This window comes from Agrococcus phoenicis, from assembly GCF_047302415.1.
Lineage (GTDB): Bacteria > Actinomycetota > Actinomycetes > Actinomycetales > Microbacteriaceae > Agrococcus.
Genome location: NZ_CP154854.1, coordinates 1,374,273 through 1,398,584 on the forward strand (window position 1 = coordinate 1,374,273; position 24,312 = coordinate 1,398,584).

Annotated in this window: 26 protein-coding genes; 10 read left to right on the forward strand and 16 right to left on the reverse strand. The window is 72.5% G+C overall.

The annotated features are described in order from the left end of the window. The first annotated feature begins 66 nt into the window (after positions 1–66). The 4 genes from AA0Z99_RS06640 to AA0Z99_RS06655 all read left to right on the forward strand — a co-directional run bounded on the left by AA0Z99_RS06640 (position 67) and on the right by AA0Z99_RS06655 (position 5,525). The gene (locus AA0Z99_RS06640) at positions 67–1,254 is read left to right on the forward strand and encodes a trans-sulfuration enzyme family protein (protein WP_413320634.1); all 1,188 of its coding nucleotides are present in this window, start codon (positions 67–69) and stop codon (positions 1,252–1,254) included. Between the two features lie 219 nt (positions 1,255–1,473). Next, positions 1,474–2,625, forward strand: a complete 1,152-nt coding sequence (locus AA0Z99_RS06645; protein ID WP_413320636.1) for a PQQ-dependent sugar dehydrogenase — start codon at positions 1,474–1,476, stop codon at positions 2,623–2,625. Positions 2,626–2,670: 45 nt separating this feature from the next. Next, on the forward strand, positions 2,671–4,290 hold the full coding sequence (locus AA0Z99_RS06650; protein WP_413320638.1) for a class I adenylate-forming enzyme family protein: 1,620 nt from the start codon (positions 2,671–2,673) through the stop codon (positions 4,288–4,290). Then, complete coding sequence (locus AA0Z99_RS06655) at positions 4,287–5,525, forward strand: beta-ketoacyl-[acyl-carrier-protein] synthase family protein (protein ID WP_413320640.1); 1,239 nt, start codon at positions 4,287–4,289, stop codon at positions 5,523–5,525. Before AA0Z99_RS06650 ends, AA0Z99_RS06655 begins: the two co-directional genes overlap by 4 nt. A gap of 189 nt (positions 5,526–5,714) precedes the next feature. Here the strand turns inward: AA0Z99_RS06655 and AA0Z99_RS06660 are convergent, their stop codons facing one another. From AA0Z99_RS06660 to AA0Z99_RS06730, 15 genes are all read right to left on the reverse strand, one after another. Then, positions 5,715–6,542, reverse strand: coding sequence for a MetQ/NlpA family ABC transporter substrate-binding protein (locus tag AA0Z99_RS06660; protein ID WP_413320642.1), 828 nt, complete (start codon positions 6,540–6,542; stop codon positions 5,715–5,717). Beyond that, positions 6,539–7,264, reverse strand: a complete 726-nt coding sequence (locus AA0Z99_RS06665; RefSeq protein WP_413320645.1) for a methionine ABC transporter permease — start codon at positions 7,262–7,264, stop codon at positions 6,539–6,541. The genes AA0Z99_RS06660 and AA0Z99_RS06665 overlap by 4 nt, the downstream gene beginning before the upstream one ends. After that, entirely contained in the window at positions 7,261–8,001 is a 741-nt protein-coding gene (locus AA0Z99_RS06670) for an ATP-binding cassette domain-containing protein (RefSeq protein WP_413320647.1), read from the reverse strand. The genes AA0Z99_RS06665 and AA0Z99_RS06670 overlap by 4 nt, the downstream gene beginning before the upstream one ends. Positions 8,002–8,159: 158 nt before the next feature. Further along, entirely contained in the window at positions 8,160–9,134 is a 975-nt protein-coding gene (locus AA0Z99_RS06675; RefSeq protein ID WP_413320649.1) for an ArsA family ATPase, read from the reverse strand. Then, positions 9,125–9,421, reverse strand: a complete 297-nt coding sequence (locus AA0Z99_RS06680; protein WP_413320651.1) for a cory-CC-star protein — start codon at positions 9,419–9,421, stop codon at positions 9,125–9,127. The genes AA0Z99_RS06675 and AA0Z99_RS06680 overlap by 10 nt, the downstream gene beginning before the upstream one ends. Positions 9,422–9,425: 4 nt before the next feature. After that, entirely contained in the window at positions 9,426–11,153 is a 1,728-nt protein-coding gene (locus AA0Z99_RS06685) for a carbon starvation protein A (protein ID WP_413320653.1), read from the reverse strand. A 144-nt stretch (positions 11,154–11,297) separates the two neighbouring features. Next, positions 11,298–12,275, reverse strand: coding sequence for a zinc-binding dehydrogenase (locus AA0Z99_RS06690; RefSeq protein ID WP_413320655.1), 978 nt, complete (start codon positions 12,273–12,275; stop codon positions 11,298–11,300). Between the two features lie 114 nt (positions 12,276–12,389). After that, entirely contained in the window at positions 12,390–12,845 is a 456-nt protein-coding gene (locus tag AA0Z99_RS06695) for a DoxX family membrane protein (RefSeq protein WP_413320657.1), read from the reverse strand. Continuing rightward, positions 12,838–13,260, reverse strand: coding sequence for an organic hydroperoxide resistance protein (locus AA0Z99_RS06700; protein ID WP_413320660.1), 423 nt, complete (start codon positions 13,258–13,260; stop codon positions 12,838–12,840). The genes AA0Z99_RS06695 and AA0Z99_RS06700 overlap by 8 nt, the downstream gene beginning before the upstream one ends. A gap of 129 nt (positions 13,261–13,389) precedes the next feature. After that, entirely contained in the window at positions 13,390–13,869 is a 480-nt protein-coding gene (locus tag AA0Z99_RS06705) for a MarR family winged helix-turn-helix transcriptional regulator (RefSeq protein ID WP_413320662.1), read from the reverse strand. A gap of 56 nt (positions 13,870–13,925) precedes the next feature. Further along, a complete protein-coding gene (locus tag AA0Z99_RS06710; protein WP_413320664.1) occupies positions 13,926–15,371 on the reverse strand; it encodes a cryptochrome/photolyase family protein in 1,446 nt (481 codons plus the stop codon). Beyond that, the gene (locus AA0Z99_RS06715; RefSeq protein ID WP_413320666.1) at positions 15,368–15,523 is read right to left on the reverse strand and encodes a DUF2256 domain-containing protein; all 156 of its coding nucleotides are present in this window, start codon (positions 15,521–15,523) and stop codon (positions 15,368–15,370) included. Before AA0Z99_RS06715 ends, AA0Z99_RS06710 begins: the two co-directional genes overlap by 4 nt. A gap of 55 nt (positions 15,524–15,578) precedes the next feature. Further along, positions 15,579–16,475 carry a hypothetical protein gene (locus AA0Z99_RS06720; RefSeq protein ID WP_413320668.1) on the reverse strand — a complete coding sequence of 299 codons (897 nt, stop codon included), beginning with the start codon at positions 16,473–16,475 and terminating at the stop codon, positions 15,579–15,581. A 55-nt stretch (positions 16,476–16,530) separates the two neighbouring features. Further along, the gene (locus tag AA0Z99_RS06725) at positions 16,531–17,346 is read right to left on the reverse strand and encodes a hypothetical protein (RefSeq protein WP_413320670.1); all 816 of its coding nucleotides are present in this window, start codon (positions 17,344–17,346) and stop codon (positions 16,531–16,533) included. Continuing rightward, positions 17,333–17,857, reverse strand: a complete 525-nt coding sequence (locus tag AA0Z99_RS06730; protein ID WP_413320672.1) for a sigma-70 family RNA polymerase sigma factor — start codon at positions 17,855–17,857, stop codon at positions 17,333–17,335. The genes AA0Z99_RS06725 and AA0Z99_RS06730 overlap by 14 nt, the downstream gene beginning before the upstream one ends. A gap of 244 nt (positions 17,858–18,101) precedes the next feature. On the opposite strand from AA0Z99_RS06730, the gene AA0Z99_RS06735 reads away from it, so the two are divergent. The 6 genes from AA0Z99_RS06735 (at position 18,102) to AA0Z99_RS06760 (ending at position 22,514) form a co-directional block, all read left to right on the forward strand. After that, the gene (locus AA0Z99_RS06735; protein ID WP_413320674.1) at positions 18,102–18,812 is read left to right on the forward strand and encodes a CHRD domain-containing protein; all 711 of its coding nucleotides are present in this window, start codon (positions 18,102–18,104) and stop codon (positions 18,810–18,812) included. A 27-nt stretch (positions 18,813–18,839) separates the two neighbouring features. Beyond that, positions 18,840–19,520 carry a class F sortase gene (locus AA0Z99_RS06740; protein WP_413320676.1) on the forward strand — a complete coding sequence of 227 codons (681 nt, stop codon included), beginning with the start codon at positions 18,840–18,842 and terminating at the stop codon, positions 19,518–19,520. Positions 19,521–19,538: 18 nt separating this feature from the next. Continuing rightward, complete coding sequence (locus AA0Z99_RS06745; RefSeq protein ID WP_413320678.1) at positions 19,539–19,850, forward strand: hypothetical protein; 312 nt, start codon at positions 19,539–19,541, stop codon at positions 19,848–19,850. An 89-nt stretch (positions 19,851–19,939) separates the two neighbouring features. Further along, positions 19,940–20,194 (forward strand): glutaredoxin domain-containing protein, encoded by a 255-nt coding sequence (locus AA0Z99_RS06750; RefSeq protein ID WP_413320680.1) that lies wholly within the window; start codon positions 19,940–19,942, stop codon positions 20,192–20,194. Positions 20,195–20,203: 9 nt separating this feature from the next. After that, complete coding sequence (locus tag AA0Z99_RS06755; RefSeq protein ID WP_413320682.1) at positions 20,204–20,965, forward strand: SDR family NAD(P)-dependent oxidoreductase; 762 nt, start codon at positions 20,204–20,206, stop codon at positions 20,963–20,965. Positions 20,966–21,074: 109 nt separating this feature from the next. Then, positions 21,075–22,514 (forward strand): dihydrolipoyl dehydrogenase family protein, encoded by a 1,440-nt coding sequence (locus AA0Z99_RS06760; protein WP_413320684.1) that lies wholly within the window; start codon positions 21,075–21,077, stop codon positions 22,512–22,514. 361 nt (positions 22,515–22,875) lie between these two features. Here AA0Z99_RS06760 and AA0Z99_RS06765 read toward each other — a convergent pair whose 3' ends face one another. Then, positions 22,876–23,886: a Shedu anti-phage system protein SduA domain-containing protein gene (locus tag AA0Z99_RS06765; protein WP_413320686.1), complete on the reverse strand. Its 1,011-nt coding sequence runs from the start codon at positions 23,884–23,886 to the stop codon at positions 22,876–22,878. Between the last annotated feature and the right edge of the window lie 426 nt (positions 23,887–24,312).

Here is a 24,312-nt window from a genome sequence, read left to right on the forward strand (position 1 = left end):
AGTCGTCCGCTGCGGCCGCGGCTGCGGGCCACGCCATCAGTGCCGGTATGCGGCATGATCGTCGGCATGACGACGAGCAATGACGCTCGCCTCCGACTCGACTCGCTCGCGGTGCATGCTGGCCGCGAGGACCTCCAGTCCCTGGGCGTGCACGCGACACCCATCGACCTCTCCTCGACCTCCCCGCTGCCGGGGGTGGATGCCGGCGGCGATGCCTACGAGCGCATGGCCACGGGCGGCGACATCGGCGACGGATCGGCGGTCTACCAGCGGCTGTGGAACCCGACGGTCGCCCGCTTCGAACAGGCCCTCGCAGCGCTCGAGGGCGCCGAAGCCGCGGTCGCCTTCGCCTCGGGGATGGCGACGGTCACCGCAGCGCTGACCGCCGCGAAGCAGCGGCGAGGTCCCCACGTCGTCGCGCTCCGACCGCTCTACGGCGGCACCGACCACCTGCTCGCGACCGGGCTCCTCGGCACCGAGACGACCTTCGTGGATGCCGTGGAGCACGTCGAGCGCGCGGTGCGGCCCGACACCGGCCTCGTGATCGCCGAGACGCCCGCCAATCCCACCCTGGAGCTCGTGGACCTCACCGCGCTCGTCGCGGCCGCCGGCGATGCCCCCGTGCTCGTCGACAACACCTTCGCCACCCCCGTGCTGCAGCGGCCCCTCGCGCACGGCGCGGCGCTCTCGCTGCACTCGGCGACGAAGTACATCGGGGGGCACGGCGACGTGCTCGGCGGCGTCGTCGCGTGCTCGGCGGAGTGGGCGCGGGCGCTCCGACCGGTGCGGGCGATCACCGGCGCCATCGCGCATCCCCTCAGCGCCTACCTCATGCATCGCGGGCTCCAGACCCTGCCGCTGCGCGTGCGCGCCCAGCAGGCGGGCGCGCTGCAGGTGGCGCTGGCGCTGCAGGAGCTGCCGGGCGTGCGCGAGGTGCGCTTCCCGGGGCTCGACGGATGCGACCCCGCGGGCCTCGTCGGAGCGGGGCGCCAGATGACGGGCCCCGGCTCGATGATCTCGATCGACGTCGGCACCGCCGCCCGAGCCGCCTCGCTCACCGAGGGCGTGCGGCTGTTCACCCACGCCGTCTCGCTCGGCAGCGTCGACTCGCTGATCCAGCACCCCGCGTCACTCACCCATCGCCCCGTGGCACCGGAGGCGAAGCCGCACGCCGGCATCGTGCGGCTCTCGATCGGCATCGAGGATCCGGCCGACCTGATCGCCGACCTCGAGCAGGCGCTCGCGCTGCGGTGAGGCCGATCGGCAGCGCCCCCGCCGAGCGCGCGCCGCGGGGCGCTGCCGGGCGCCGCATCGGTGGGCGGCGCCGATCCGGCACGGCGGCGCGCACCGACGGTGCTCGCCGGCAGGGCTGGCTCGCGACGCTCGCGCACAGGTGCGCCTCGTAGCCTGGTCGCATCCCGCGAGCGCCACCGCGCGGTCGCGTCCCTTCGGACACGAGACGAGGTGCCTGCCGTGCCACGTGGAGGCCACACCACCGCCCTGCTCGCGACGATCGCCGGGAGCGCGCTGCTGCTGACGGCATGCGGCGACCCCGGCCCGGCGGCGTCCCAATCGCCGCCGGCGTCGACGAGCCCGGCGACCACCGATGCGCCGGCCGAGCCCGGCGCATCCGACCCCGCAGCGGCCGCGCTCGGCTCGCTCGACGCGCCGGCCGAGCTCGCGACCGGGCTGCAGGCGCCGTGGTCGATCGCGTTCCTCGACGAGCGGACCGCGCTCGTCAGCGAGCGCGACACCATGGTGATCCGGAGGCTCGTGCTCGACGAGTCCGGGGCTCCGAGCGGCGAGGCCGAGCAGATCGCGGAGCTCTCGGGCGGCTCGGCCCGCGGCGAGGGCGGCCTGCTCGGGCTCGCGATCGGCGACGGCCACCTCTACTGGTACCTCTCCACGGCCGACGACAACCGCGTCATGCGCGCGACCATCACCGACGACGACGGCATCCTGATCGGGCAGCCCGAGGAGGTCCTCACCGGCATCCCGGTCGCCGGCAACCACAACGGTGGCCGCCTCGCCTTCGGCCCCGACGGCATGCTCTACGTGACCACGGGCGACGCGGGAGCACCGGGCGCGGCACAGGATCCGGAGGACCTCGCGGGCAAGATCCTGCGGCTCGAGCCCGACGGCACGCTCCCGGCGGACAACCCCGTGCCCGGCTCCCCCGTCTTCACCCTCGGGCACCGGAACCCGCAGGGCATCGCGTGGGCCGAGGACGGCACGATGTACGCGACCGAGTTCGGGCAGGACACCTGGGACGAGCTGAACCGCATCGAGGCCGGCGCGAACTACGGCTGGCCCGCGGTCGAGGGCATCGCCGAGGTGCCGCGCTTCACCGACCCGGTGCAGCAGTGGTCGCCTGGCGAGGCGAGCCCGAGCGGCATGGCCGCGGCAGGCGGCAGCCTCTGGATCGCGAACCTGCGCGGGGAATCCGTGCGCGAGGTCTCGCTCGACGACCCCGCGGGCTCCACCGTGCACTGGGAGGGCAGGTTCGGGCGGATGCGCGACGTGGTCGCGGCGCCGGAAGGCTCGCTCTGGGCGCTCACCAACGCCACGGACGGCCGCGGTCAGCCGAGCGACGGCGACGATCGCATCCTGCGCTTCGTGCCGTAGGCCTCCGGAGGCTCCAACCGGAGGCTCCCTCCGTAGACTCCGAGGGTGACGTTCACCCGCACGATGCTCGAGGTCGCGGCGGCCGATCCCGACCGGCTCGCGCTCGCAGGCGACGACGTGCGCCTCACCTACGCCGAGCTGGTGGCGGAGGCCGCGCGCATCCGTGCGGGCATCGAAGCGCTGCTGGGCGCGCGGGGGCCCGGCGACGACGGCAGCGCCACTGGCGCCAGCAGCGCCACCGACGGCATCCCCGTCATCGCCGTCTCGCTCTCGCGCGCGATCGACGTCGGGCGCCTGGTGGCGGGCATCGCCTCGTTCCGCGCGATCGTGGCGGTGCTCGATCCGCTCTGGCCGCGCTCGCACCGCCTCGAGACGGTGCGCCGCGTCGAGCCGGCGCTCGTCATCACCGACGAGCCGGAGCTCGAGGCGGCGCTCGCCGACCTGGAGCACTGGCACGGCAGCGCGGTCTCGCTCGAGCGCCTCGAGGCCGCCGCTGCCGCTGCGCACGCCTCCCTGGGCCCTGAGATCCGCCCGCGCGACGAGCCCTTCCTGCTGCTGTTCACCTCCGGCACGACCGACCTGCCGAAGGGCTTCCTGCGCACCCGCGGCAGCTGGGATGTCAACGTCGCCGTCAGTCGCCGCGCGCTCTTCGCCGCGGAGGGCGTCCAGACCATCGCGCCGGGCCCCGTCTCCTACAGCCTCACGCTCTACGCGCTCGTCGAGGTGCTCGCGACAGGCGGCTCGCTGTTCCTGCAGTCGCGCTTCGACGCGCGGGACGCGGTGCGCACCATCGCGCGCCACGGCATCGAGCGCTTCGTGGGGGTGCCGTCGATGCTGCTCGCGCTCGCCGCGGCGGCGCGGCGGGAGGGCGAGGCGTCGTTGTCCTCGCTGCGCTGGGTCGTGACGGGCGGCGCCAACCAGTCGCAGCGGATCCGCGACGCCTTCACCGCAGCCGCGCCGCACGCGCGACTGCGCAGCTACTACGGGGCGAGCGAGATCGGGTTCATCGGCTTCAGCGACGCGGGCGACGGCACGCGCCTGACGCCCTTCGACGGGGTCGAGGCGATCGTGCGCGACGACGACGGCGCGCCGGTGCCCAAGGGCGAGATCGGCACCCTCCACATCCGCGTCGCCTCCGCGGTCGAGGGCTACCTGGCGGCGACGAGCGACGACCGCATCACGGGCGCTGATGGGTGGTCGAGCGTGGGCGACCTCGCGGCGATCGTCGACGGCACCATCGCGCTCGCGGGGCGGGCCGGCGACATCGCGGTCAGCGGCGGGCACAAGGTGTCGCTGCCGCAGGTCGAGCGGGCGCTCGCGACGGTGCCCGGCTGCGAGCAGTGCTGCGCCGTCGCGCTGCCGGACGCGGCGCTCGGCTCGATCGTGGCGGTGGTCGTCGAGGGCCCGGGGAGCGATGGCGACGAGCGCGACGCCGAGGCGCCAGCCGGCGAGGCGCGAGCCGGCGAGCGCGAGGCGGAGCACCCCGCCACCACGGGCGTGCCGGCGAAGGGCGTGATGCGCGACGCGCTGCGGAGGCTGCTGCCCGAGCAGTTCGTGCCGCGCCGCTACTACCGCGTCGACGAGTTGCCGCGCACGGCCGGCGGCAAGATCCGCCGCACTGCGGTTGCCGAGCTCGTCGCCGCGGGATCGGCGGAGCGGCTGTGAGCGACGGCGGGCGCGGCGAGCGCGTCGTCGTCACGGGGCTCGGCGCCGTCACCCCCAATGGGCTGAGCCTCGCGGACACCTGGGCGGCCGTCGTCGCAGGCCGCAGCGGCGTCCGCGCGCTCGAGGGCGTCGACGTCGCCGACCTCGCGGTCAAGGTGGGCGGCGAGGTGCGCGGCTTCGATCCGCTCGCGCACGTCTCGCGCTCCGACGCCCGTCGGCTCGACCGGCACGCGCTCTTCGCGATCGCGGCTGCCGCCGAAGCGCTGGCGGGCTTCTCCCCCGCCGATCCCTCGCGCTTCTCGATCACCGCGGCGACCGGCTCCGGCGCGGTCGCGCTCACCCACGACGCGGTGCGCGCGCTCGACGAGCACGGCCCGCGCCGCGTGCCTCCCGGCGTCGTGATCTACGGCGGGCCCGACGGCGCCGCGGCCTACCTCAGCCAGCGCTACGGCGCGCGCGGGGCGAGCGCGGGCGTCTCCGCCACGTGCGCGTCCGGCGCCGTGGGCCTCGGCGACGCCCTGCGCACCATCCGGCACGGGTATGCGGATGCGGTGCTGGTCGTCGGCGCGGACGACTGCCTCAACCGCGTCAACCTCGGCGTGAACGCGACGCTCGGGTCGCTCGCGCCGGGGTACGCCGACGAGCCGTGGCGCGCATCCCGCCCCTTCGACCGCGGCAGGTCGGGCTTCGTGATGTCGGCCGGCGCCGCTGCCGTGCTGGTCGAGTCGGAGGCGCACGCGCGTCGCCGCGGGGCGATGGTGCTGGGTGAGCTGGCCGGCTACGGCGCGAGCTCGGATGCGTTCCACGCGACGGCGCCGGAGCCGGACGGCCGCGGCGCGGCAGCGGCGATGCGCGCGGCGCTCGACGATGCGCGACGCTCCGCTGCCGACATCGACCACGTGAACGCCCACGGCACCGGCACGCCGCTGAACGACGCGATGGAGGCCCGGGCGCTCGCCGCGGTGCTCGGCCCCTCGCTGGCCGGCGTGCCCGTCACCTCGACGAAGTCGACCACCGGCCACCTGCTGGGCGGCGCCGGCACGCTCGAGGCCGCGCTGTCGCTGCTCGCCATGCGCGACGGGGTGATCCCGCCGACGATCAACCTCGACGACCCCGAGTTCCCGCAGCTCGACGTGGTCGCCCACGAGGCGCGGCCCACGGCGCTGCGGACGGTGCTCTCGACCTCGTTCGGCTTCGGCGGCCACAACGCGGCGCTCGTGCTGCGCGCCGTCTAGCGCCGGGCCGCGCTGCGCAGAGCCGAGCCAGGCCGAGCCTCACCTCGCCGCCCGTCCCGAATCGAGGTGCGATTCGCGGAATGCCGCGAACAGAGGTGCCGTTGGCAGGTTCCGGGCAGCGGCACCTCTGTTCGCGCCGCGCTCCGGCAGCCGGCGACGCGCGGCAGCCGTCGGCGCGCAGCCGCGCGGCTAGAACGCGGCGGGCACGCCGAGCTCCTCGAGCACCTCGCGCACGTGGTCGCTCGTGAGCGCGCGCACGAGCGCTGCGATCTCGGGCGAGTCGGCGTTGTCGGGGCGTGCGACGAGCGACACCTCGAACGCGGGATCCTGCTCGATCGCCAGCCCGTCGTCCTGCGGCGTCAGCCCCAGCTGCCGGGCGAACGACGGCAGGTTGAACACCGCATCCATCTCGTCGTACGCCGTGTTGAGCTGCAGCAGGTCGATCTGCGTGATCTGCAGGTCGCGCGGGTTGGCGATGATGTCGCTCGGGCGCGCGGCGAAGCGCTCCGCTGCCGGATCGAGCTCGATCAGGCCCTCGTCGGCCAGCATCTGCAGCGCGCGGCCCGCGTTCGAGACGTCGTTCGGGATCGCCAGGCGCCCGCCCTCCGGCAGCTCCTGCAGGTCGTCGAGCGTCTTCGAGTAGAACGCCACGACGGTCGCGTAGACCGGCTGCACGACTTCGAGCTCGGCACCGTTGGCGGCGTTGAACTCCTCCATGAACCCCTCGAACTGCACGAGGTTCGCGTCGATCTCGCTGTGCTGCAGCAGCACGTTCGGCTGCACGTAGTCGTTGACGGGCACGAGCTCGACCTCGTAGCCCTCCTCGATGACCGCCGCGGCGGCCTCGACCGCGTCGGTCATCGGCGTGACGGTCGCCGCGACGCGGATCGTGACGGTGTCGGATGCGTCGGCCGGCTCGGATGCGCCGCCGCCGGCGGGCGCGGAGCACGCGCCCAGCGCGAGGGCGAGGGCGGCGGCTGCGGCTGCGGCGAGTGCGGAACGGGATCGGATGCTCATGATGCCTCTCGGAGTGGGCGGCGGGTGCGAAGGGTGGCGGGGCTGGAGGCGCGGCGCTTGTCGAGCCGCGCGGAGACCTGCTCGCCGAGGGTCTGCAGCAGCATCACGCAGACGATGACGATGGCGATCGTCGAGTACATGAGGGGGTAGTCGTACTCCTGGTACCCGAAGCGCAGCGCGAAGTCGCCGAGCCCTCCTCCGCCGACGATGCCCAGCACCGTCGAGTAGGAGATGAGGCTGATCGCGGCGCTGGTCAGCGCGTACACGAGGCCCGACCGGCCCTCGACGAGGAGGAAGTGCCAGACCGTCTGGAGCACATCCGCCCCCATGGAGCGCGCGGCCGCCAGCACGCCGGAGGGCACCTCGAGCAGGATCTGCTCGACGAGCCGGGCGTAGATGGCGACGCCCACGAAGCAGAGCGGGAAGGTGGCGGCCCCGGTGCCGAAGGTGGTGCCGTAGAGCAGGCGGGTGAGCGGGATGAGGAAGACGACGAAGAGCAGGAACGGGAACGACCGCACGACGGTGACGTAGAGGTTCGCCACCGCCCAGAGCACGCGGTGCTCCTTGGGGCCGCCCGGCCGCGTGAGGAAGATGAGGACGCCGAGCGGCAGCCCGAGCAGCACGGCGGCGGCGAGCGAGAAGGCGAGCATGAAGCCGGTCTCCGCCATGGCGATGCCGATCTGGTCGGCGTTCGCGGCGAGCGAGTCGAGGAAGCCGCTCACGCGCCGAGCACCCGCTCGACGTGCGCGGCGTAGGAGTCGCGGCGCTCGCGCGCGGCCGAGCGCGCGACCGGGAAGACGCTGCGCAGCACCCCCCGCTCGAGCACGGCAGCACGATCGGCGATCGCGGCGACCGAGTCGAGCTCGTGCGTGACGAGCACGACCGTCGCGCCGAAGTCGCGTCGGGTCGCGGCGAGCAGCTCGAGCACGTCCTCCGTGGCTCGGGTGTCGAGCGAGCTGGTGGGCTCGTCGGCGAGCAGCAGGCCGGGCCGCGTCACGAGGGCGCGGGCGATGGCGACGCGCTGCTGCTGGCCGCCGGAGAGCTGCGCCGGGTAGTGGCCGGCGCGATCGGCGAGGCCGACGTAGTCGAGCAGCTCGGCGACGAGCGCCGGATCCTGCGCGCGCTGCAGGGTCAGCGGCAGTGCCACGTTCTGCTGCGCGGTGCGGTTCGCCAGCAGGTTGAAGCCCTGGAACACCATGCCGATGCGCCGGCGAAGCCGTCGGATCTCGCGGCCTCGGAGCGTCGCCGGGTCGGTGCCGTCGATCGTGACGCGGCCCTCGGTCGGATGCGCGGCGGCGTCGAGCAGGTGCAGGAGCGTCGACTTGCCGGCTCCCGACTCGCCGACGACGCCGAGGATCTCGCCGCGCGCCACCTCGAGCGAGACCCCTTCCAGCGCGGCACGACCGCCGTAGCGGACGGTGACGCCCTCGAGCGAGGCGATGGGATCAGAGGGGTGCACTGCTGCCGCTTTCCGAGGGAGGACTGATTGTTGTGCTCGGTACAACAATAGCGCGGCGCGCGATCTTCCCCCGCCGCGCTGGCTCGGCCGTCGTTCAGCGAGGCCGTCGCTCAGCGCGGCCGTCGCTCAGCGAGGCCGTCGTTCAGCGCGACCGTCGCTCAGCGCGGTCGCGCGGCGAGGTGCTCGGCCAGGAGCCCCAGCGCCTCGACCCCCGCGAGGTCGCCGGGCAGCAGCGGCACCTCGACGATGGGGGTGCCGTCGATCGCGGCCTCGAGCACGCCGAGCTGCTGCTCCTCCAGCGCGCGGCGCTCGGCGAGCAGGGGGCCTGCATCCGCCGGTGACCGACGGTTGATGACGACCGCGCCCGGATCGATCCCGAGCGCGGCGAGCTGCCGCACGACGTCGATCGACTCGGCGATCGGCAGGCGCTCGGCGATGCCGACCACGACGAAGGAGGTCTGGGCCGCGTCGCCGACGATGCCGCGCATGAGGGCGAACCGGTCGCGACGGGCGATCAGCGTGCGCCGCAGCTCGGCATCGGCGCTCGAGGCGGGATCCTTCGTGCCGACGACGCTGCGCGCTGCGGCGGCGAAGCGCTCGGATCGGTCGCGGCTCGCGAGCAGCGTCTCGGCCCAGCCCCCGAGCTGCTCCGGCAGCGCCAGCAGGCGCAGCGTGTGGCCGGAGGGCGCGGTGTCGAACACGACCAGGTCGTGGCTGTCGCGGCTCTGCTCGATCACCTGGGCGACCCGCTCCAGCACCGCCGACTCGTGACTGCCGGGCGCGCTGCGGGCCTGCTCGAGGTGCTGCCTGGCCGAGGCGTGCAGGCGCTCGGGCAGCAGCCGCAGCATCGTCTGGCCGACCGCGGCGAAGTGCCGGTCGATCGTGGCGCCCGGGTCGATCTCGATCGCGTCGACGCAGCCCGCGCCGACGTCGAGGACGCGCGTCGGCGCATCCCCGAGCGCACGATCCCAGACGTGCCCGAGGTTGTGCGCCGGGTCGGTCGAGACGAGCAGCACCCTGCCGCCCTCGCGTGCGCGTGCGACCGCGAGCGCAGCGGCGATCGACGTCTTCCCGACACCGCCCTTGCCTCCGACGAAGAGCACGCGGCGCTCGCGCGCGAGCGTCAGCAGCACGCGACGTGATCCAGCGGCGAGCTCGGGATGCCGACGCGACGGTGCCAGGCGTGGAAGTCCTCCCACACCGCGGGCAGCAGCTCTGCGGAGTAGTAGGCCGCCGGGTCCGGCACCCCGAGCGCCTCGCCCAGCACGACGATCATGAACAGGTCGTCCTCGCTGCGGCGCTCGCGCAGGAGCATCTGCCGGTACGGGCCGGCGTAGTACTCCTGCAGCCCTTCGCGGAACGCCGCCCAGCGTCCGGACCAGCTGGTCCGGCGCTGGGCGGCGCTGCCTGCGGGTGTCACCCGATCAGACCTGCTCGCGCGTCGCGACCAGCTCGGAGTCCTCGTGCTCCGACTCCGGCGGCTCCGCGTAGGCGCGGCGCATCGCCAGCACCGCCTCGACCGCGACCCAGACGCTCGAGATGATGATGATCACGTCGAGCGCGAAGAGCAGCCAATCCTCGTTGCCGGCGCTCGTGAAGCCCACCAGTTGCTCGAGCGCCGCCCAGAACGACAGCACGAACACGAGCACGAGCGGGATGAGCGCAGGCAGCGGATTGCGCCGCTTCCGGATCAGCATGACCGCGATGATCGACAGGGTGAGCGAGGCCATCAGCTGGTTCGTCGTGCCGAACAGCGGCCAGATGCGCAGGCCGCCCTCACCGCCGAGACCCTGCGAGAACGTCAGCCCCAGGCCGACGACGACCACCACGATGGTCGCGGGGATCTTGGTGATGCGGACCTTGAACGCGTCGCCGATCTCCTGGACGACGAAGCGGAGCAGGCGCATGCCGGTGTCCATCGTCGTCGCCGCGAACAGCACGGCCATCGTCGCGAGCACCGTGGCGCTGAGCGACGCGGGCAGGCCCAGACCGCTCTCCATGAGCTGGCCGCCGCCCTGCACGAACGCGTTCACGCCGCCGGCGCCGAAGGAGCTGTAGATCTCCTCCCACTCGCCGACCGTCTGGATGCCGCCGATCACCGCGAGGATCGTGCCGAGCGACAGCATGCCCTCGCCCACCGCGCCGAAGTAGCCGACGAACCGCGCGTCCGTCTCCTTGTCGATCTGCTTCGAGGTGGTGCCGGAGGAGACCATGCCGTGGAAGCCGGAGATGGCGCCGCACGCGATCGTGACGAAGAGCAGCGGCACGAGGCTCGGCGTGCCGTCCGGCAGGTTGCCGTTGATCATCGGGGCGACGATGTCGGGCTTGTCGGCCATGAAGAGCGTGCCGATGATGACCGCGCCGAACAGCAGGATCAGGCCGACGAAGAGCTGCACGCCGTTGATGTAGTCGCGCGGCTGCAGCAGCACCCACACCGGCAGCAGCGATGCGATCGCGCCGTAGATGAACAGGGCGAGGATCCACACGGTCGCCGGGCTCATGCCGAGGAACGACTCGGGCAGCACGACCGGCATGCTGTCGCCCAGCAGGATCAGGGCGTAGAGCGCCACGACGCCGACGATCGTGACGGGGATGAGCGGCCACCGCATCCGGTAGACGGCCACCCCGACGAGCAGGGCGACGATGATCGCGCCCCACGTCGGGATCACCGCGGTCGGCGTGGCGATGAGGAGGTTCTTGATCACGACCGCGAAGGCCGCGATCACCATCAGCAGCAGCAGGAAGATGACGATGAGGAACAGGTTGGCGCCGCGCTTGCCGATGTAGCGCTCCGAGAGCGCGCCGATGGACTTGCCCTTGTTGCGCAGCGACGCCCAGAGCGCACCGAAGTCGTGCATCCCCGCGAAGAACACCGTGCCGATCGTCACCCACAGGAACGCGGGCAGCCAGCCCCAGATGACGGCGATGGCCGGGCCCACGATCGGCGCGGCACCCGCGACGGAGGTGAAGTGGTGGCCCCACAGGATGAACTTGTTGGTCGGCATGTAGTCGACGCCGTCGCGCAGCTCGTGCGCCGGCGTCCTGAACGAGCCGCTGAGCTTGAAGACCCGTCTGGCGAGGTACCTCGAGTAGACGAAGTACCCGACCGCGAACATGGTCAGACCGATGATCAGGAGCACCAGGGAACCCATCGAGTTCTCCCCCTTCGCCGCGAGCGTCATTGCTGGTGGTGGACGTCGCCCGCAGGCGTCGCCTCTGCATCACCCTAACGCAGCCTGTGAGGCTCCCCAGGGTCCGACCGGCCGACGCCGGTCGGACCCTGCTGGTTGCACGACCTACGGTCGCAGCAGCACCTTGCCCACGCGCCCCGGCGTCAGGCTCGCCCGCACCGCCGCCTGCACGTCGTCGAACGCGTGGATGCTCGAGACCGGCAGGGTGAGGTCGCCTGCGGCCAGGCGCTCGGCCAGCTCGGCGAAGAGTCGCTGGCGCACCTCCGGCTGCATGCCCCGGCTCACGGTGCTGCCCCAGAAGCCGCGCACGGTGGCCTGCTTGAAGATGAGGTCGCCGACCGGCACCTCGAGGGTCGCGTCGCCCATGGCGCCGAACGCGATCAGCGTGCCGCCCTCGCCGAGCACCGACAGCAGCTCTGCCGCAGCGGGACCGCCGACCGAGTCGACGGCCGCGACGACGCGCCCTCCGCCGGTGATCTCCTCGACGCGGTCGCGCCAGCCCGCCTCCGACGTCGTCACCGCCTCGCCGATGCCGGCCGCCCGCAGCTCGTCGATCGCCTCGGCGCGGCGCACGAGTCCCACGACGCGGATGCCGCGGGCACGGGCGAGCTGGGCGACCATGCGGCCCACGGCGCCGTTCGCCGCGTTCTGCACGAGCCACTGGCCGGGCTCGAGCGCCAGATCCTCGAGGAGGCTGACGGCACTGAAGGGCATGGCGACCAGCTGCGCGGCCGCCTCGTCGGGCAGCTCGGCAGGGGCCGGCATGAGGCCCGCGGCCTTCGCGACGAACTGCTCGGCCCAGACGCCGAAGACGCCGCCGGCGATCACGCGATCGCCGACCGCGAGCGCGTCGACGCCCTCGCCGAGCGCCTCGACGACGCCGACCGCCTCGGTGCCGCTGGGCGCCGGCAGCTCGGGCACGAAGCCGTACGTGCCGCGCACCGTCCAGAGGTCGTGGTTGTGGATGGTGGCGAGCGTGGTGCGCACGCGCACCTCGCCGGGCCCGGGCTCGGGGGTGGGGCGGTCGACGACGCGCAGGACGTCCTCGGGCTCGCCGAACTGCTCATGGATGACGGCACGCATGGGTGCTCCTCTCGGGTGGGTGACGGATGCGGTGGTTCCGGATGCGCTGATCCGGGACGGTGGTGGGTGCTTCAGAGCGCGCGAGGCGCCCGTCGACCGGGAGCTGCAGGTGCTTCAGGCGCCGCGCGATCGGTCGCGCCGCCATCGGCGCAGCGCATCCCACGCCCCGGTCGACCACAGCGCCATGGCGACGAGCAGCGGCTGGAAGAACAGGCGGCCGAAGCGCGCGCCGTCGCTGTCGAGCCCGAACCCGTCGCGGCCCTCGAGCCACTGCGCGATGTTGCCGGGGAAGACCGCGACGAAGAACGCCGCGACGATCAGCCCCACCCAGACCCGGTGACGGCGCACGACCAGCAGCGCGGCGCCGAGCGCGACCTCGACGACGCCGGAGGCGAGCACCACGAGGTCGGGGTCGAGCGGCAGGAAGCTCGGCACCTGGGCCTGGAACTCCTGACGCGCGAAGGTGAGGTGGCCGACGCCCGCGAGCAGGAGGGCGACCCCGAGCAGCACTCGCGCGATGGTGCGCGGGAGCGATCGGCGCGGCTCGCCCTCGTGCTCGGGGTCAGTCATCGGAGACGGCGATCGTGACGTCGATGTTGCCGCGCGTGGCGTTGGAGTAGGGGCAGACGGCGTGCGCGGCGTCGGCGAGCTCGCGAGCGCGATCCTCGGGGACGCCGGGTAGCACGACCTCGAGGTGCACGGCGAGCATGAAGCCGCCCGAGCCGTCGGGCCCGATCTGCACGCGGCCGCCGACGCTCGAGTCCTGCAGCGCGACCTTCTGCGCGCGCGCCACCGACTGCAGCGCGGAGTGGAAGCACGCCGCGTAGCCGGCGGCGAACAGCAGCTCGGGGTTGGCGCCGTCGCCCGAGCCGCCCATCTCGGCGGGCACCGCCATCTGGAGGTCGAGCTGCCCGTCGATCGTCGTCACGCGGCCGTCGCGGCCGGCGCCGGTCGACAGGGCCTCAGCGGTGTAGAGCACGTCCATGGTGGTTCCTCTCGTCAGCGGCGGCGCGGGTGCGTCGCACGGGTGCAGCGTTGCGGTGTGTCGTTGCGGTGTGTCGCTCCGGTCGCGCCCTGCCGCGAGCAGCGGCGGAGCGCCTCGGTGGGGCGGTGGTCAGGGCGCGGCCAGCACCGACGACGGATCGTCGGCCACGGCGTGCATCGATGCCGAGATGCCGTGGAGCGTCTGGAGCAGGTGCTCGCCGTCGACGCCGTCGGCGAGGCCCAGCCCGCGTGCGACCGCGGCCGGCACGCCCTCCATCTCGGCGCGGAGCGCGGCGCCGCGGTCGGTGGTGCGCACGGTGACGACGCGCGCGTCGCTGCCGCCGCGCTCGCGCAGGACGATGCCGCTCTGCTCCATGCGGGCGAGCAGCGGCGAGAGCGTGCCGCTGTCGAGCTGCATCCGCTCCCCCAGCGCCTTCACGCTCTGCGGCCCCTCGACCCAGAGGGTCACGAGCACGAGGTACTGCGGGTAGGTCAGGCCCCAGGGCTCGAGCAGGCTGCGATAGGCCTGCGTCGTCGCGCGCGCCGCGGCGTAGAGCGCGAAGCAGACCATCTGGTCGGTCACGCGCTGCTCGTTCGCCTGCGGCTGCATGCTTCGATGATCGCACACAATCGAATTGTGCACAACTGTTCTCGTGGCCCGGCGGGTCAGCGCTCCGCCGCGCGCCTCGACCGCATCTGCGCGAGCGGGCGCGCGAGCCTCGGGTTGCCCTCGAGCACCGCCTCGTGCCGCTGCAGGAAGTCCCAGTAGCCATCCGTGAACGCCGACTCCTTCGCCGCCTGCTGCGACGGCCACCACCGGCCCATGCGCTGCAGGTAGGCGCCGCCGGAGACGTAGGGCTTCGTGCCGACCAGGCCGCCGTCGGCGAACTGGCTCATGCCGAAGACGTTGGGCACCATCACCCACTCGTACGCATCGACGAAGAGCGAGAGGAACCAGCGGTGCACGGAGGCCGGCGCGTAGCCCTCGAGCAGGAACCAGTTGCCGAGCACCATGAGCCGCTCGATGTGGTGCGCGTAGCCGTGCCGGAGCACGCGCTCGAGCACCGTGCGCACCGGCACCGGCAGATCCTCGGGCACGCCCTCCCCCGTGTACCACCAGGGCTCGAGCTCGCGCGTGAGGCCCAGCGCGTTCGCGCCGTCGAGCTCCGGATGCGCGCGGTACATGCCGCGCATGTACTCGCGCCAACCGATCACCTGGCGCAGGAACCCCTCGAGCGACGGCAGCGGCACGTCCTCGCTCGCGCCGAGCACCGCATCCACCACGTCCTGCGGGGCGAGGAGCCCCGTGTTGAGGGCGGGGGTGAGCACGGAGTGGAACAGGAAGGGCTCGTCGGCCGCCATCGCATCCTCGTAGCGGCCGAAGTCGCGCAGCCGCTCGTCGACGAACGCGGCGAGCCACGCGCGCGCGTCGGCGTGCGTGACGGGCAGCCAGAACTCGCGCGCGTCGCCAGGATGATCGGGGAAGCGCTCGCGCACCTCGTCGATGACCTCGAGCGTGATGGCATCGGGCTCGAGCACGGGCAGCGGCGGGATGGGGATGCCGGCCTTCGGCAGCGGCTCGCGGTTGTCGGCGTCGTAGTTCCAGCGGCCGCCTGCCGGGTGCGCGCCCTCCATGAGGATGCCGGTGCGCTGCCGCTGCCAGCGGTAGAAGTCCTCCATGCGAGCGCGTGGATGCTCGCGGAACCACGCGTCGAGCTCGGGCTCCGGCGTGAGGAACGCGCGGTCGGCGTAGCGCTTGGAGCGGATCCCGGCGGCAGCGGCGATGCGGTCGATCCGGCGGTCGACGCCGCGGTCTGCCGCGCGCATCCAGGCGAGCCCGTCGATGCCGTGCTGCTCGATCAGGTGCGCGACGCCGCCCGCGAAGCCGTGGCCATCGGTGTGCCGCAGATGGCGCACGACGCGGCCCTGCTCGCGCTGCCGCTCGGCGAAGTGCCGCATCGCCGAGAGCACGAGCACGATCTTGTGCTGGTGGTAGGGCAGGCGGTCGAACAGCGCCGCCGACTCGACCAGCAGCAGCTCGTCGATGGCACCGTCGTCGAAGGCGGGATGCCGCTCGAGCAGCTGCGTGCCGAGGATGAGCGCCGCCTTCACGCGCGCCTCCGCGATCGTGCAGCGGCAGCACGGCAGCGACGGGAGCAGTAGCGCACGGCCTCCCACTGGTCACGGCTCGCCCAGCGCTTGCGATCTGCGAAGGGCCTGCCGCAGTGCGCGCACGGCTTCTGCTCCGGAGCTGGGCGTGCCATGGCCTCAGTGTGGCGGATGAGGCTGTGCCCGACCGCTGCACGGCCGGCCGGGCGGTCAGACCGGTCGCAGGCCCTCGGGCGTCTCGATCAGCAGCTCGAGCTCGTCGGGGCTCGGCCACCCTGTCAGCTCGTGCACGCCGCGGTCGGCCTCCAGCCATGCCGCGTGCTCCTCCTCGCTCCAGTCGCGCCCCTCCGCGATCGAGAGCATCGCGAGCCGCCCCTCCTGCACGCCGATCGAGACGTCGAACGAGCGGCCGTCCAGCGGGCGGTAGCGGCCGATGACCGGGAAGCTCGCGTCGCCCGGCACGGCCAGCGGCGCGGCCGCGGGCACCGCGAAGCCGATGCCCGGCCAGAACCCGCCAGCCTCCGGCCCCTCCCAGAGCGTGGCTCGCGCCTCGGCGAGCTGCGCGCGCAGCTCGCCGGCGCCGAAGCCGTCGCTCGCGCCGAGCAGGCGCTCGGCCAGCGCTCGCACCTCGGCCGGAACCTCGACGAGCGTCTCGGTCGCCTCGTCGTCGACCACCTCGTCCCGCGTCGCCGCCGCCTGGGCCATGGCGCGGCGAGCGAGCCACCAGCTGCCGAGCGCGGCAGCGCCCGCGCCGGCGGCGAGCAGCGCGCGAGGTCGGCCCACGCCGGCGCGGCGCAGCCCGTCGTGCACCCGCGCGTCGATCGCCTCCCCCGCCTCGGCCATCCCGAGGGCCGCGCCCGCAGCCCCCACCGTGAGCCCGGCGCGCGTCGCGAGCGGCACCTGCGAGCCGTCGTCCTGCAGCGACACCCACGTCGTCCACGCCGTGACGCCGGCCGCGGCCGCGCGGTAGGCGAGCCGGCTGCCCACGCCGAGCGCTCGCGGCTCGATGAGGGTGAGACCGGCGATCGCGGCGGTGGAGACGGCGCCGTGCGCGACGCTCGAGGGGTCGTTGGCGCGCGCGAGCGCAGCGCGGAGCGAGAGGGGCATGGCTGCGAGCCTAGCCAGCGCCGCCGAGCGCGGGATGGGAGGTGAGGCGCCTGCGTCAGACGTTCGGCAGGTCGGCGACGGCGACCACGCCCGCGTCCTCCCCGCGGATCTCGAGCCGCACGACATCCTCGCGCAGCACCGCGGCGTTGACGCGGCAGTGGATGCGCACCTCCGAGCCGAGCATCGCGCCGGCAGAGAACTCCGTGCCGTCCGTGCCGATCAGCACGACGTCGTAGGTGGCGCCGACGTCGAGCCCCTCGGCATCGAGGATCGCCTCGGTGCCCCACGTGTGCGCCACGATCTCCGCCTCGACCACGCCGTCCTGCAGGTCGTCGCGGACCTCCACCGCCTCGATCGCGCCGAGCGTGCCGGGCGGACCCGAGGGCGTCGGAGCGAGCAGCGGCGGCAGCACCGCGCCGACCCCGATACCGACGGCGAGGCAGGCGGCAGCCAGGAGCGGCACCCACGCACGGCCGCGCCTGCCTCGCTTCGCGCTGCGCGGGGCGCGCACCCCGAGCTGCGCCGAGGCGGGGACCGCGGCGGGTGCACCGGCCGCCTCGGGCGCACCGGCCGCGGCGGGAGCATCGGGTTCGAGGGATGCGCGAGGCGCTTCGGTCGCTGCAACGCCCTCCGGCTCGCTGCCGGTCGCGCGCAGCACGCGATCGCGGAGCGTCGCGGTCGGCTCCGGCTCCTCCCAGTCGGGCGTCGACCGGGTGACCGCCTGCAGCATCGATCGCAGGCCCTCGACCTCGGCATCGATCGTGGGATCGCCGGCGCGGAGGGCGTCGAGCTCGGCGCGCTCCGCCTCGCTCAGCGCGTCGGAGACCGCGGCGGCGATGAGCTCGGAGCGCCGGTCGTCAGCTGTGGGCATGGGCTTCTTCCGATCCTTCGAGGTGGCCGCGCAGCGCCCGCAGGGCGTGGAACGCGCGCGTCCTGAGCGTGGCGACGGGGGTGCCCGTCGCGTCCGCGAGCTCCTGGTAGGAGTGGCCGCGCAGGTGCACGGCGACGATGACCTCGCGATGCGGCGCGCTGAGGATCGCGAGCGCCTCGGCGATCCGCAGCCGCTCGAGCGGGTCGACCGGGCTCGCCGGTCGCTCGTCGAGCAGCGCCTCGTCGCCGAAGCTGGGCGTGCGCGCCCTCGACCGCAGCGCATCCGCGATCACGTTGCGGGCGATCGCGAACAGCCAGGTGCGCTCGGACGCGCGGGCAGGGTCGTAGCGCTCCTGCGCCCGCCAGGCGCGCAGGAAGGTCTCCTGCACGCAGTCCTCGGCGAGCGGATGATCGCGCAGCGCGTTCACCGCGAATCCGAGCAGCGCCGCGCCGTGGTCGTCGAACGCGCGCCCGGCGTCGAAGGCGACGGGCTCGTCGAGCGGATGCTCCATCAGGCTTCCTCCGGGCTGCGGCGCATGTGCGGTCACGATGGCACGCTCCCCTCAGGCTAGGCGATCGACGTCGCTGGAGAGGCGGGTCATCAGGGAGTACGTCTGCGCGATCGCCGACGTTCACGCTCGGCAGATATCAGGCCATCGACGGCAACTCGCGTGCCGCGATGAACGCCCGGCACTCCACCGGCGTATCTCCTCACAGGGGATGCACCCGGCATCCGCGCGTCGAGAGGTCAACACCATGCTGCAGAAGACATCCACCCGCAACCTGACGCTCGGCGCTGCCGCTGCCGTCGGGCTCATCGCCATCGCCACACCCGCGCACGCGGCCTCCCAGGTCGAGGAGCCGGCCGAGTTCACGAGCGCCTTCACGGTGATGGCGACGCCCGACCAGGTCATCAACGCCGACGGCGAAGTGGCCCCCGGCCAGGAGGGCGCGACCGGCACGTTCATGTTCCGCATCAACTCCGAGCTGGACGTCATCTGCTACGACATCACGCTCGAAGGCGTCTCGGGCGACTACGAGAGCCCGGCCAACACCGCGACGCACATCCACGAGGCCGCCAAGGGCGAGCCTGGGCCGCCCCGCATCGCCTTCCCCAACCCCGAGCCGATCGGCGAGGGCCCGCGCACCAGCTCCGGCTGCATGGAGGGCCCGTTCACGACCGGCGTCGAGGCCGACAACGGCATGGACACCGGCGAGGGCTTCACGCTCGCGCAGATCGAGGCCGACCCGGCCGCGTTCACGGGTGACTCGCACACCGTCGACTTCGCCGCCGGTGTCGTGCGCGGACAGCTCACCGAGGTGCCGCTCGGCGGCGTCGACACGGGTGCCGGTGGCACGGCCACCGGCTTCGACGCGACCGGCATGTCCGTCGCGGGCGCCGGCATCCTCGCCCTGCTCGCAGGCGTCGGCGTCGTCGCGCACCGCCGCCAGCGCGCCGAGGCCTGATCGGCTCGGCCCGATCCGCTCGGACTGATGCCCACAGCCTCGCAGGCGCCGCAGCGCTCGACCCTCATCGGTCGGGCGCTGCGGCCTGCGTGCGCCGCGACGCTCCTCGTGCTGGTCGCGGTCACCGGATGCGCGGCGCCGACAGCGGACACCGAGCCCGCCGCGACCCCCTCGACTTCGGCCGAGGCGACGCAGCAGCCCGCAGCACCCGCGCCCGCGCCGTCGGCTGCGCGGCTGCCCGAGGACGACGCGGCGACGCCCCTCCCGCCCACCGACGTGACCATCGCATCCATCGGTCTCGCAGCACCGCTCATCGACCTCGGCATCACCGACGAGGGCGACATGGAGGTGCCGGTGTACTACGACGAGGTCGGCTGGTTCACCGGCGGCGGGCGACCGGGCGGCCACGGACCGACGGTGATCGCCGCGCACGTCGACTCGACCACGGGGCCGGGCGTCTTCCACCGGCTGCACGAGCTGGGCGAGGGCGATGCCGTCGAGGTGACGGATGCGGCGGGCACGGTGTTCCGCTACGTCGTCACCGACGTCGCCGACTACGTGAAGGCCGACTTCCCGACCGGCGACGTCTTCGGCGCGACCGCAGCGGACGAGCTGCGGCTCATCACCTGCGGCGGCGTCTTCGATCCCGCGAGCGCCACCTACGACGAGAACCGCGTCGTGTACGCGGAGCGGGTCGGCAGCGACTGACGCGGCTAGCGTGGCAGCGTGCGTTCCTTTCCGATCGACCCCCGCGACGCCTCCGGCCTGCACGACGCGCCCGAGTACCGCGTCCACTTCTGGTCGGACGACGGCTCCTCCGACGAGTGGCAGCTGGTGGAGTGCGAAGTCGACACCGCGATCTCGTGGGCATATGAGCATGCTGGCGGCCGAAGGTATTCGCTCTTCGCTGTCGTTCCCTCGTCGCTCGACCAGGGCGTCGACCTCGTGCGGCTGCTCGGCTGGGACGGCGACGTTCCCGATGCCCGCAACTCCTACCCGGCGTGGTCGTCGGAGGTGCGAGGGCCTCGGACTTCCTGAACCCGAGTCGCGCGATCGCGCCATCCAGCGCCACTCAACGACGGACGGACGCCCGAGAGCCGCACCGCTGCCGCGCGTAGGGTGGAGCGATGAGCGAGCAGACGATCCGGGTCTACGGTGCCGACTGGTGCCGCGACTGCCGGCGGACGAAGCAGCAGCTCGACGGCCTGCCCGTCGAGTACGAGTACATCGACGTCGAGCACGACGATGCGGCGGCCGCCGAGGCGCAGCGCATCGCGGGCCGCATGAACATCCCCGTCGTCGTCTACCCCGATGGCGCCCACCAGGTGGAGCCGTCGAACGCAGAGGTCGAGGCCAAGCTGCGCGAGCTCGCGCTCATCTGAGCCGCGGTCATGCCCACTGCACTGGTCACGGGAGCCTCGCGCGGGATCGGCCGCGCCATCGCCCGCGCGCTCGCCGAGCGCGGCGACCGCGTCGCGGTGCACTACGGCGCCGACCGAGCCGCGGCGGAGGAGACGCTCCGCTCGATGGTGGGCACGGGCCACATCCTCGTCGCCGGGGATCTCAGCGAGCCGCAGGTGGCCGCCGAGATCGTCCAGACCGCTGACGACGCGCTGGGCGGCGTGGACATCCTGGTCAACAACGCGGCCGTCGCCCCGAACGACGCCAATCGCCATGTCGTCGACGAGGTCGACTTCGACGAGTGGCAGGCGGCCTGGCGGCAGATCGTGGACGTCGACCTCCTCGGCGCCGCGCACATGACGTACCTCGTGGCCCGTCGCCTGATCGACCGCGAGGCGCCGGGGTTCATCGTCAACGTCGGATCCCGCGGCGCGTTCCGCGGCGAGCCGGAGTTCCCCGCCTACGGCGCCGCGAAGGCCGGGCTCCACGCCTTCGGCCAGTCGATGGCGGTGGCGCTCGCACCGCACGGCATCGTCGTGACGTCGATCGCGCCGGGCTTCATCAGCACCGAGCGCCAGACCGCCAAGCTCGAGGGCGCCGATGGTGCGGGCCTCCGCGGGCAGAGCCCGTTCGGGCGCGTCGGCACGCCGGAGGAGGTCGCCGAGGCCGTCCTGTTCCTCAGCTCGCCCGCGGCCGCCTGGTCGTCCGGCGGCGTCCTCGACTTCAACGGCGCCTCCTACCTGCGCACCTGAGCCACTCCCGACACGTCACTGCCGAACCGGGCGGTCGAGAATCTCCGCGCTCTCCGGCCGCGATCTCCCATACTGGGAGCAGCCACAGCATCCGGCCCCTGGAGCACCCATGACCGACTCCCCCGCCCGCTACGACGTCGTCGTCATCGGCGCTGGCCCCGCAGGCACTGCGGCGGCGCTCCGTGCCGCCGAGCTCGGCGCGTCGGTCGCCGTCGTGGAGGCGGCGCGCACGGGCGGCACGTGCGTCAACACCGGCTGCGTGCCCACCCGCGTGCTCGCGAAGGCGGCGCGGCTCGTGCGCGAGGCGCGGGCCGCCGGCGACTACGGCATCGAGACCGGCGAAGTGCGGGTCGACTGGCGCCGCGTGGTGGATCGCGTGCACTCGCGCGTCGACGAGATACGCGCCGTGAAGCGCGAGGCCGAGCGCTTCGCCGCCGCCGGAGTCGAGCTGATCCAGGAGGGCCGCGCCCGCTTCGTGGATCAGCAGACGCTGCAGCTCGACAGCGGCAGGCGGATCGTTGGCGATTCGATCCTGGTGTGCGTCGGCGGGCATGCGCGGCGGCTGCCGATCCCCGGCGCCGAGCTCGCGATCGTGCCTGATGAGGTGCTGGGCCTGGCCGCGCTCCCGGATCGCGTCGCCGTCATCGGCGGCGGCAACACCGGCGCGCAGCTCGTCACGGTGCTGGACGCGTTCGGCGCATCCGTCACCCTGCTCGACGTCGCACCGCGCATCCTCATGCCGTCCGATGCCGACGTCGCCGCCCACGTGACCGCGTCGTTCCGCGGCCACGGCGTGGATGTGCGCACGGGCATCGCGGGCGTCTCCCGGCTCGAGCGCTCGGCATCCGGCGCGATCGACCTGGTGTGGACGGAGCGCGAGGACGGCGCCGACGAGGGCGCCGAGCCCATCGAGCGCAGCGTCGAGGTCGACGCGGTCATCATGGCCACCGGCTGGCCGGCCGATGTGCACGACCTCGGGCTCGAGCACGCGGGCCTCGAGATCCAGCGCGGCGCGATCCCCGCCGACCGCTATCTGCGCACCGCGGTGCCGCACATCTTCGCCGTCGGCGACGCGAACGGCCGAGACATGCTCGTGCAGGCAGCGCAGTTCGAGGGCGAGGCCGCCGCGGAGAACTCGGTGCTCGGTGCGAGCGTGCGCGCCCCGCACACGCTACTGCCGGCTGGCGGCTTCACCGACCCGGACTACGCGGGCGTCGGCTTCACCGAGGATGAGGCCCGTGAGCGCGACCCGCAGTGCGTGGTCGTGACGGCGCCGTACGAGCAGCTCGACCGCGCCGTCATCGACGACCGGGGCTCGGGGTTCCTCAAGCTCGTCGTCGACCGCCGCCACACGACCGTGCTCGGGGCGCACGCGGCAGGCGAGAACGCGGTCGAGGTCATCCAGGCCGTCACGACGGCGATGGCCGCGGGCGTGCACGTGCAGACGCTCGCCGAGGTGCGCTTCGCGTACCCGACGTACTCGGCCGTCATCGGCACGGCGGCGCGGCTCGCGATGGCGGAGGCAAGCTCGCCCGCGATGCTCACCTGAGGGCCGGCCACCGACCCGCCCCGACGCAGACCTCGAGCGAGGGGCAAGAAGAAGAGCCTCCCGCAATGCTGCGAAAGGCTCTTCTTCTTCGACCACCACCGGCCTCAGCGAGTCCAGTGGTTCTCGCAATCCAATGCTGGCCGGGCTGCCAGGATTTGAACCTGCGACCACTTGACCCCCAGGTGCCATCAGTAGTCCTCCAAGGCCGCACAGCCAAGGGTTCTGCCTTAACAGAGAGAGCTTCACACGTCACGCTTTTCATGGTTTTCAGGCCGTTGGTCACCTAATTGGTCCACTCCACCGCGGGGGCCAAAGCGCGTCCCGGCGCTCCCCGGGGCGGTCGATGGCTCTGCCGCCCGCTTCACCATGGCAGTCGATTAAACTCCTCGTCCTCGTCTTCAGCGAAAAGCTCATCAAACGTGGATGCAGATGACACCGGAAGAGAAACGACCTGTTTGCCAACCTGCTCGTTCAGATTGTCCACTGCGAACTTGGTCTTGTACAGAGCGTGTCCACTCAAGTTCCGCGCACCTCGGAGCAGCCAATCCCACGAGTGCACCGCGATTCTGGCGGCCTCCTCAGACCGTGCCCGAGACGCCTGCCGCTCGGCTGCAGGATCGTCGCGGCCGATAAGCACAAGTCCCGGAGCGCGCGTAGTAAGCCCGTGATAGCCCTGCTCCATCTGCGCATAGCTGACATTGCGAGTGAGCCACTCCCGCCAGTCCTCAACCTGCTCTATTGCGTGTCGCGTCTGTTGTGCGAGCTTGCCCTTGTCCGTCAGAATCTTGTGCCGCGCGCCTTCGATCTCGATCGTCACCCATTGAGGCCCGACACTATTGATACCTAGGACGAGGAAGTCGGGCACATACTCGGAGCCAAGTCGCGGCTTCGGAATCACGAAGGTCTTCCAGCCTCCGACGACGGTTGATGCCAGCAGTTCGGGATACTGGGTCAGCACCTTCTGCAGCGGCTCTTCGCGTTTCTCCCCTGATTCGAGCAACTCTTCGAGCGCTCGAATCGCCTCCGGTGCCGGTACGTGACTCTTGAGTTCGTACTTCGCCAGAGGAGCGAAACTATCTAGGTTCGCGGAGGCTGAGACGGTCGCGTTCAGCACAGACTCACCGACGCTCTTCACCGCAGCCGCATACCCCGGAGATCCGACGCGCTCGACCGTTTTGAGATTGTTCGGCCATGCGCTCCGAACTGGCTTTAGCTTCATGAAGATACGGCCACTGTCCTGGATGGAGGAAATGACCCTGCGTTCACCGGCCTTCCAACCATCACTCGAAACGACATCGCCGACTTGGGGTCGCAGGGCACGCAAGCCACGAATCGTCTTCAGGATGTAGCGCGACTCAAACCATGCCGTCACCTCCTCGTGCGTACCCGTAATGAGGGACTCGGTACGCGTGACGCCTAATTCGTCCTCGATGTCCCCGAGTACTTCGGGGACATTGTCAACCGCTCGGAACCCGATTCTCAGCTCGGCGCTCAGATAGTGACGTATCACCACCGCCGCGACTGGCGCCGGTAACGAACCGAGAAGCGGCACTCAGAGGCTCTTCGCCACGACCAACTGCTCGGCTGAGGGCCCGGCTACTAGCGTATTGAGGCGGTCGGCAACCAACTGCCACCGAGGAAACGTTGTCAAGGACCCGGCCTGTCCGTCGCTGTTCAACATATCGCGCGTCCTCATTCCGCTCTCGTTGTTCCGATGATCAATCCGAAGTCGTGACGCCGGCCGACCATGCTGCGCGAGGACGTGCTATCCGGACGTTCGTGGTCGACAACTTACGTC

Bases quoted from the DNA above. Each gene is read 5' to 3' on its own strand.
- AA0Z99_RS06690 (WP_413320655.1), bottom strand. From the start codon at position 12,275: ATGCGTGCCGTCATCCATGAGCAGTTCGGCGAGCCCGAGGACGTCCTG.
- AA0Z99_RS06750 (WP_413320680.1), top strand. From the start codon at position 19,940: ATGAGCGAGCAGACGATCCGGGTCTACGGTGCCGACTGGTGCCGCGAC.
- AA0Z99_RS06725 (WP_413320670.1), bottom strand. From the start codon at position 17,346: ATGCCCACAGCTGACGACCGGCGCTCCGAGCTCATCGCCGCCGCGGTC.
- AA0Z99_RS06740 (WP_413320676.1), top strand. From the start codon at position 18,840: ATGCCCACAGCCTCGCAGGCGCCGCAGCGCTCGACCCTCATCGGTCGG.
- AA0Z99_RS06720 (WP_413320668.1), bottom strand. From the start codon at position 16,475: ATGCCCCTCTCGCTCCGCGCTGCGCTCGCGCGCGCCAACGACCCCTCG.
- AA0Z99_RS06640 (WP_413320634.1), top strand. From the start codon at position 67: ATGACGACGAGCAATGACGCTCGCCTCCGACTCGACTCGCTCGCGGTG.
- AA0Z99_RS06760 (WP_413320684.1), top strand. From the start codon at position 21,075: ATGACCGACTCCCCCGCCCGCTACGACGTCGTCGTCATCGGCGCTGGC.
- AA0Z99_RS06685 (WP_413320653.1), bottom strand. From the start codon at position 11,153: ATGGGTTCCCTGGTGCTCCTGATCATCGGTCTGACCATGTTCGCGGTC.
- AA0Z99_RS06755 (WP_413320682.1), top strand. From the start codon at position 20,204: ATGCCCACTGCACTGGTCACGGGAGCCTCGCGCGGGATCGGCCGCGCC.
- AA0Z99_RS06700 (WP_413320660.1), bottom strand. From the start codon at position 13,260: ATGGACGTGCTCTACACCGCTGAGGCCCTGTCGACCGGCGCCGGCCGC.
- AA0Z99_RS06730 (WP_413320672.1), bottom strand. From the start codon at position 17,857: ATGGAGCATCCGCTCGACGAGCCCGTCGCCTTCGACGCCGGGCGCGCG.
- AA0Z99_RS06715 (WP_413320666.1), bottom strand. From the start codon at position 15,523: ATGGCACGCCCAGCTCCGGAGCAGAAGCCGTGCGCGCACTGCGGCAGG.
- AA0Z99_RS06660 (WP_413320642.1), bottom strand. From the start codon at position 6,542: ATGAGCATCCGATCCCGTTCCGCACTCGCCGCAGCCGCAGCCGCCGCC.
- AA0Z99_RS06705 (WP_413320662.1), bottom strand. From the start codon at position 13,869: ATGCAGCCGCAGGCGAACGAGCAGCGCGTGACCGACCAGATGGTCTGC.
- AA0Z99_RS06695 (WP_413320657.1), bottom strand. From the start codon at position 12,845: ATGACTGACCCCGAGCACGAGGGCGAGCCGCGCCGATCGCTCCCGCGC.
- AA0Z99_RS06735 (WP_413320674.1), top strand. From the start codon at position 18,102: ATGCTGCAGAAGACATCCACCCGCAACCTGACGCTCGGCGCTGCCGCT.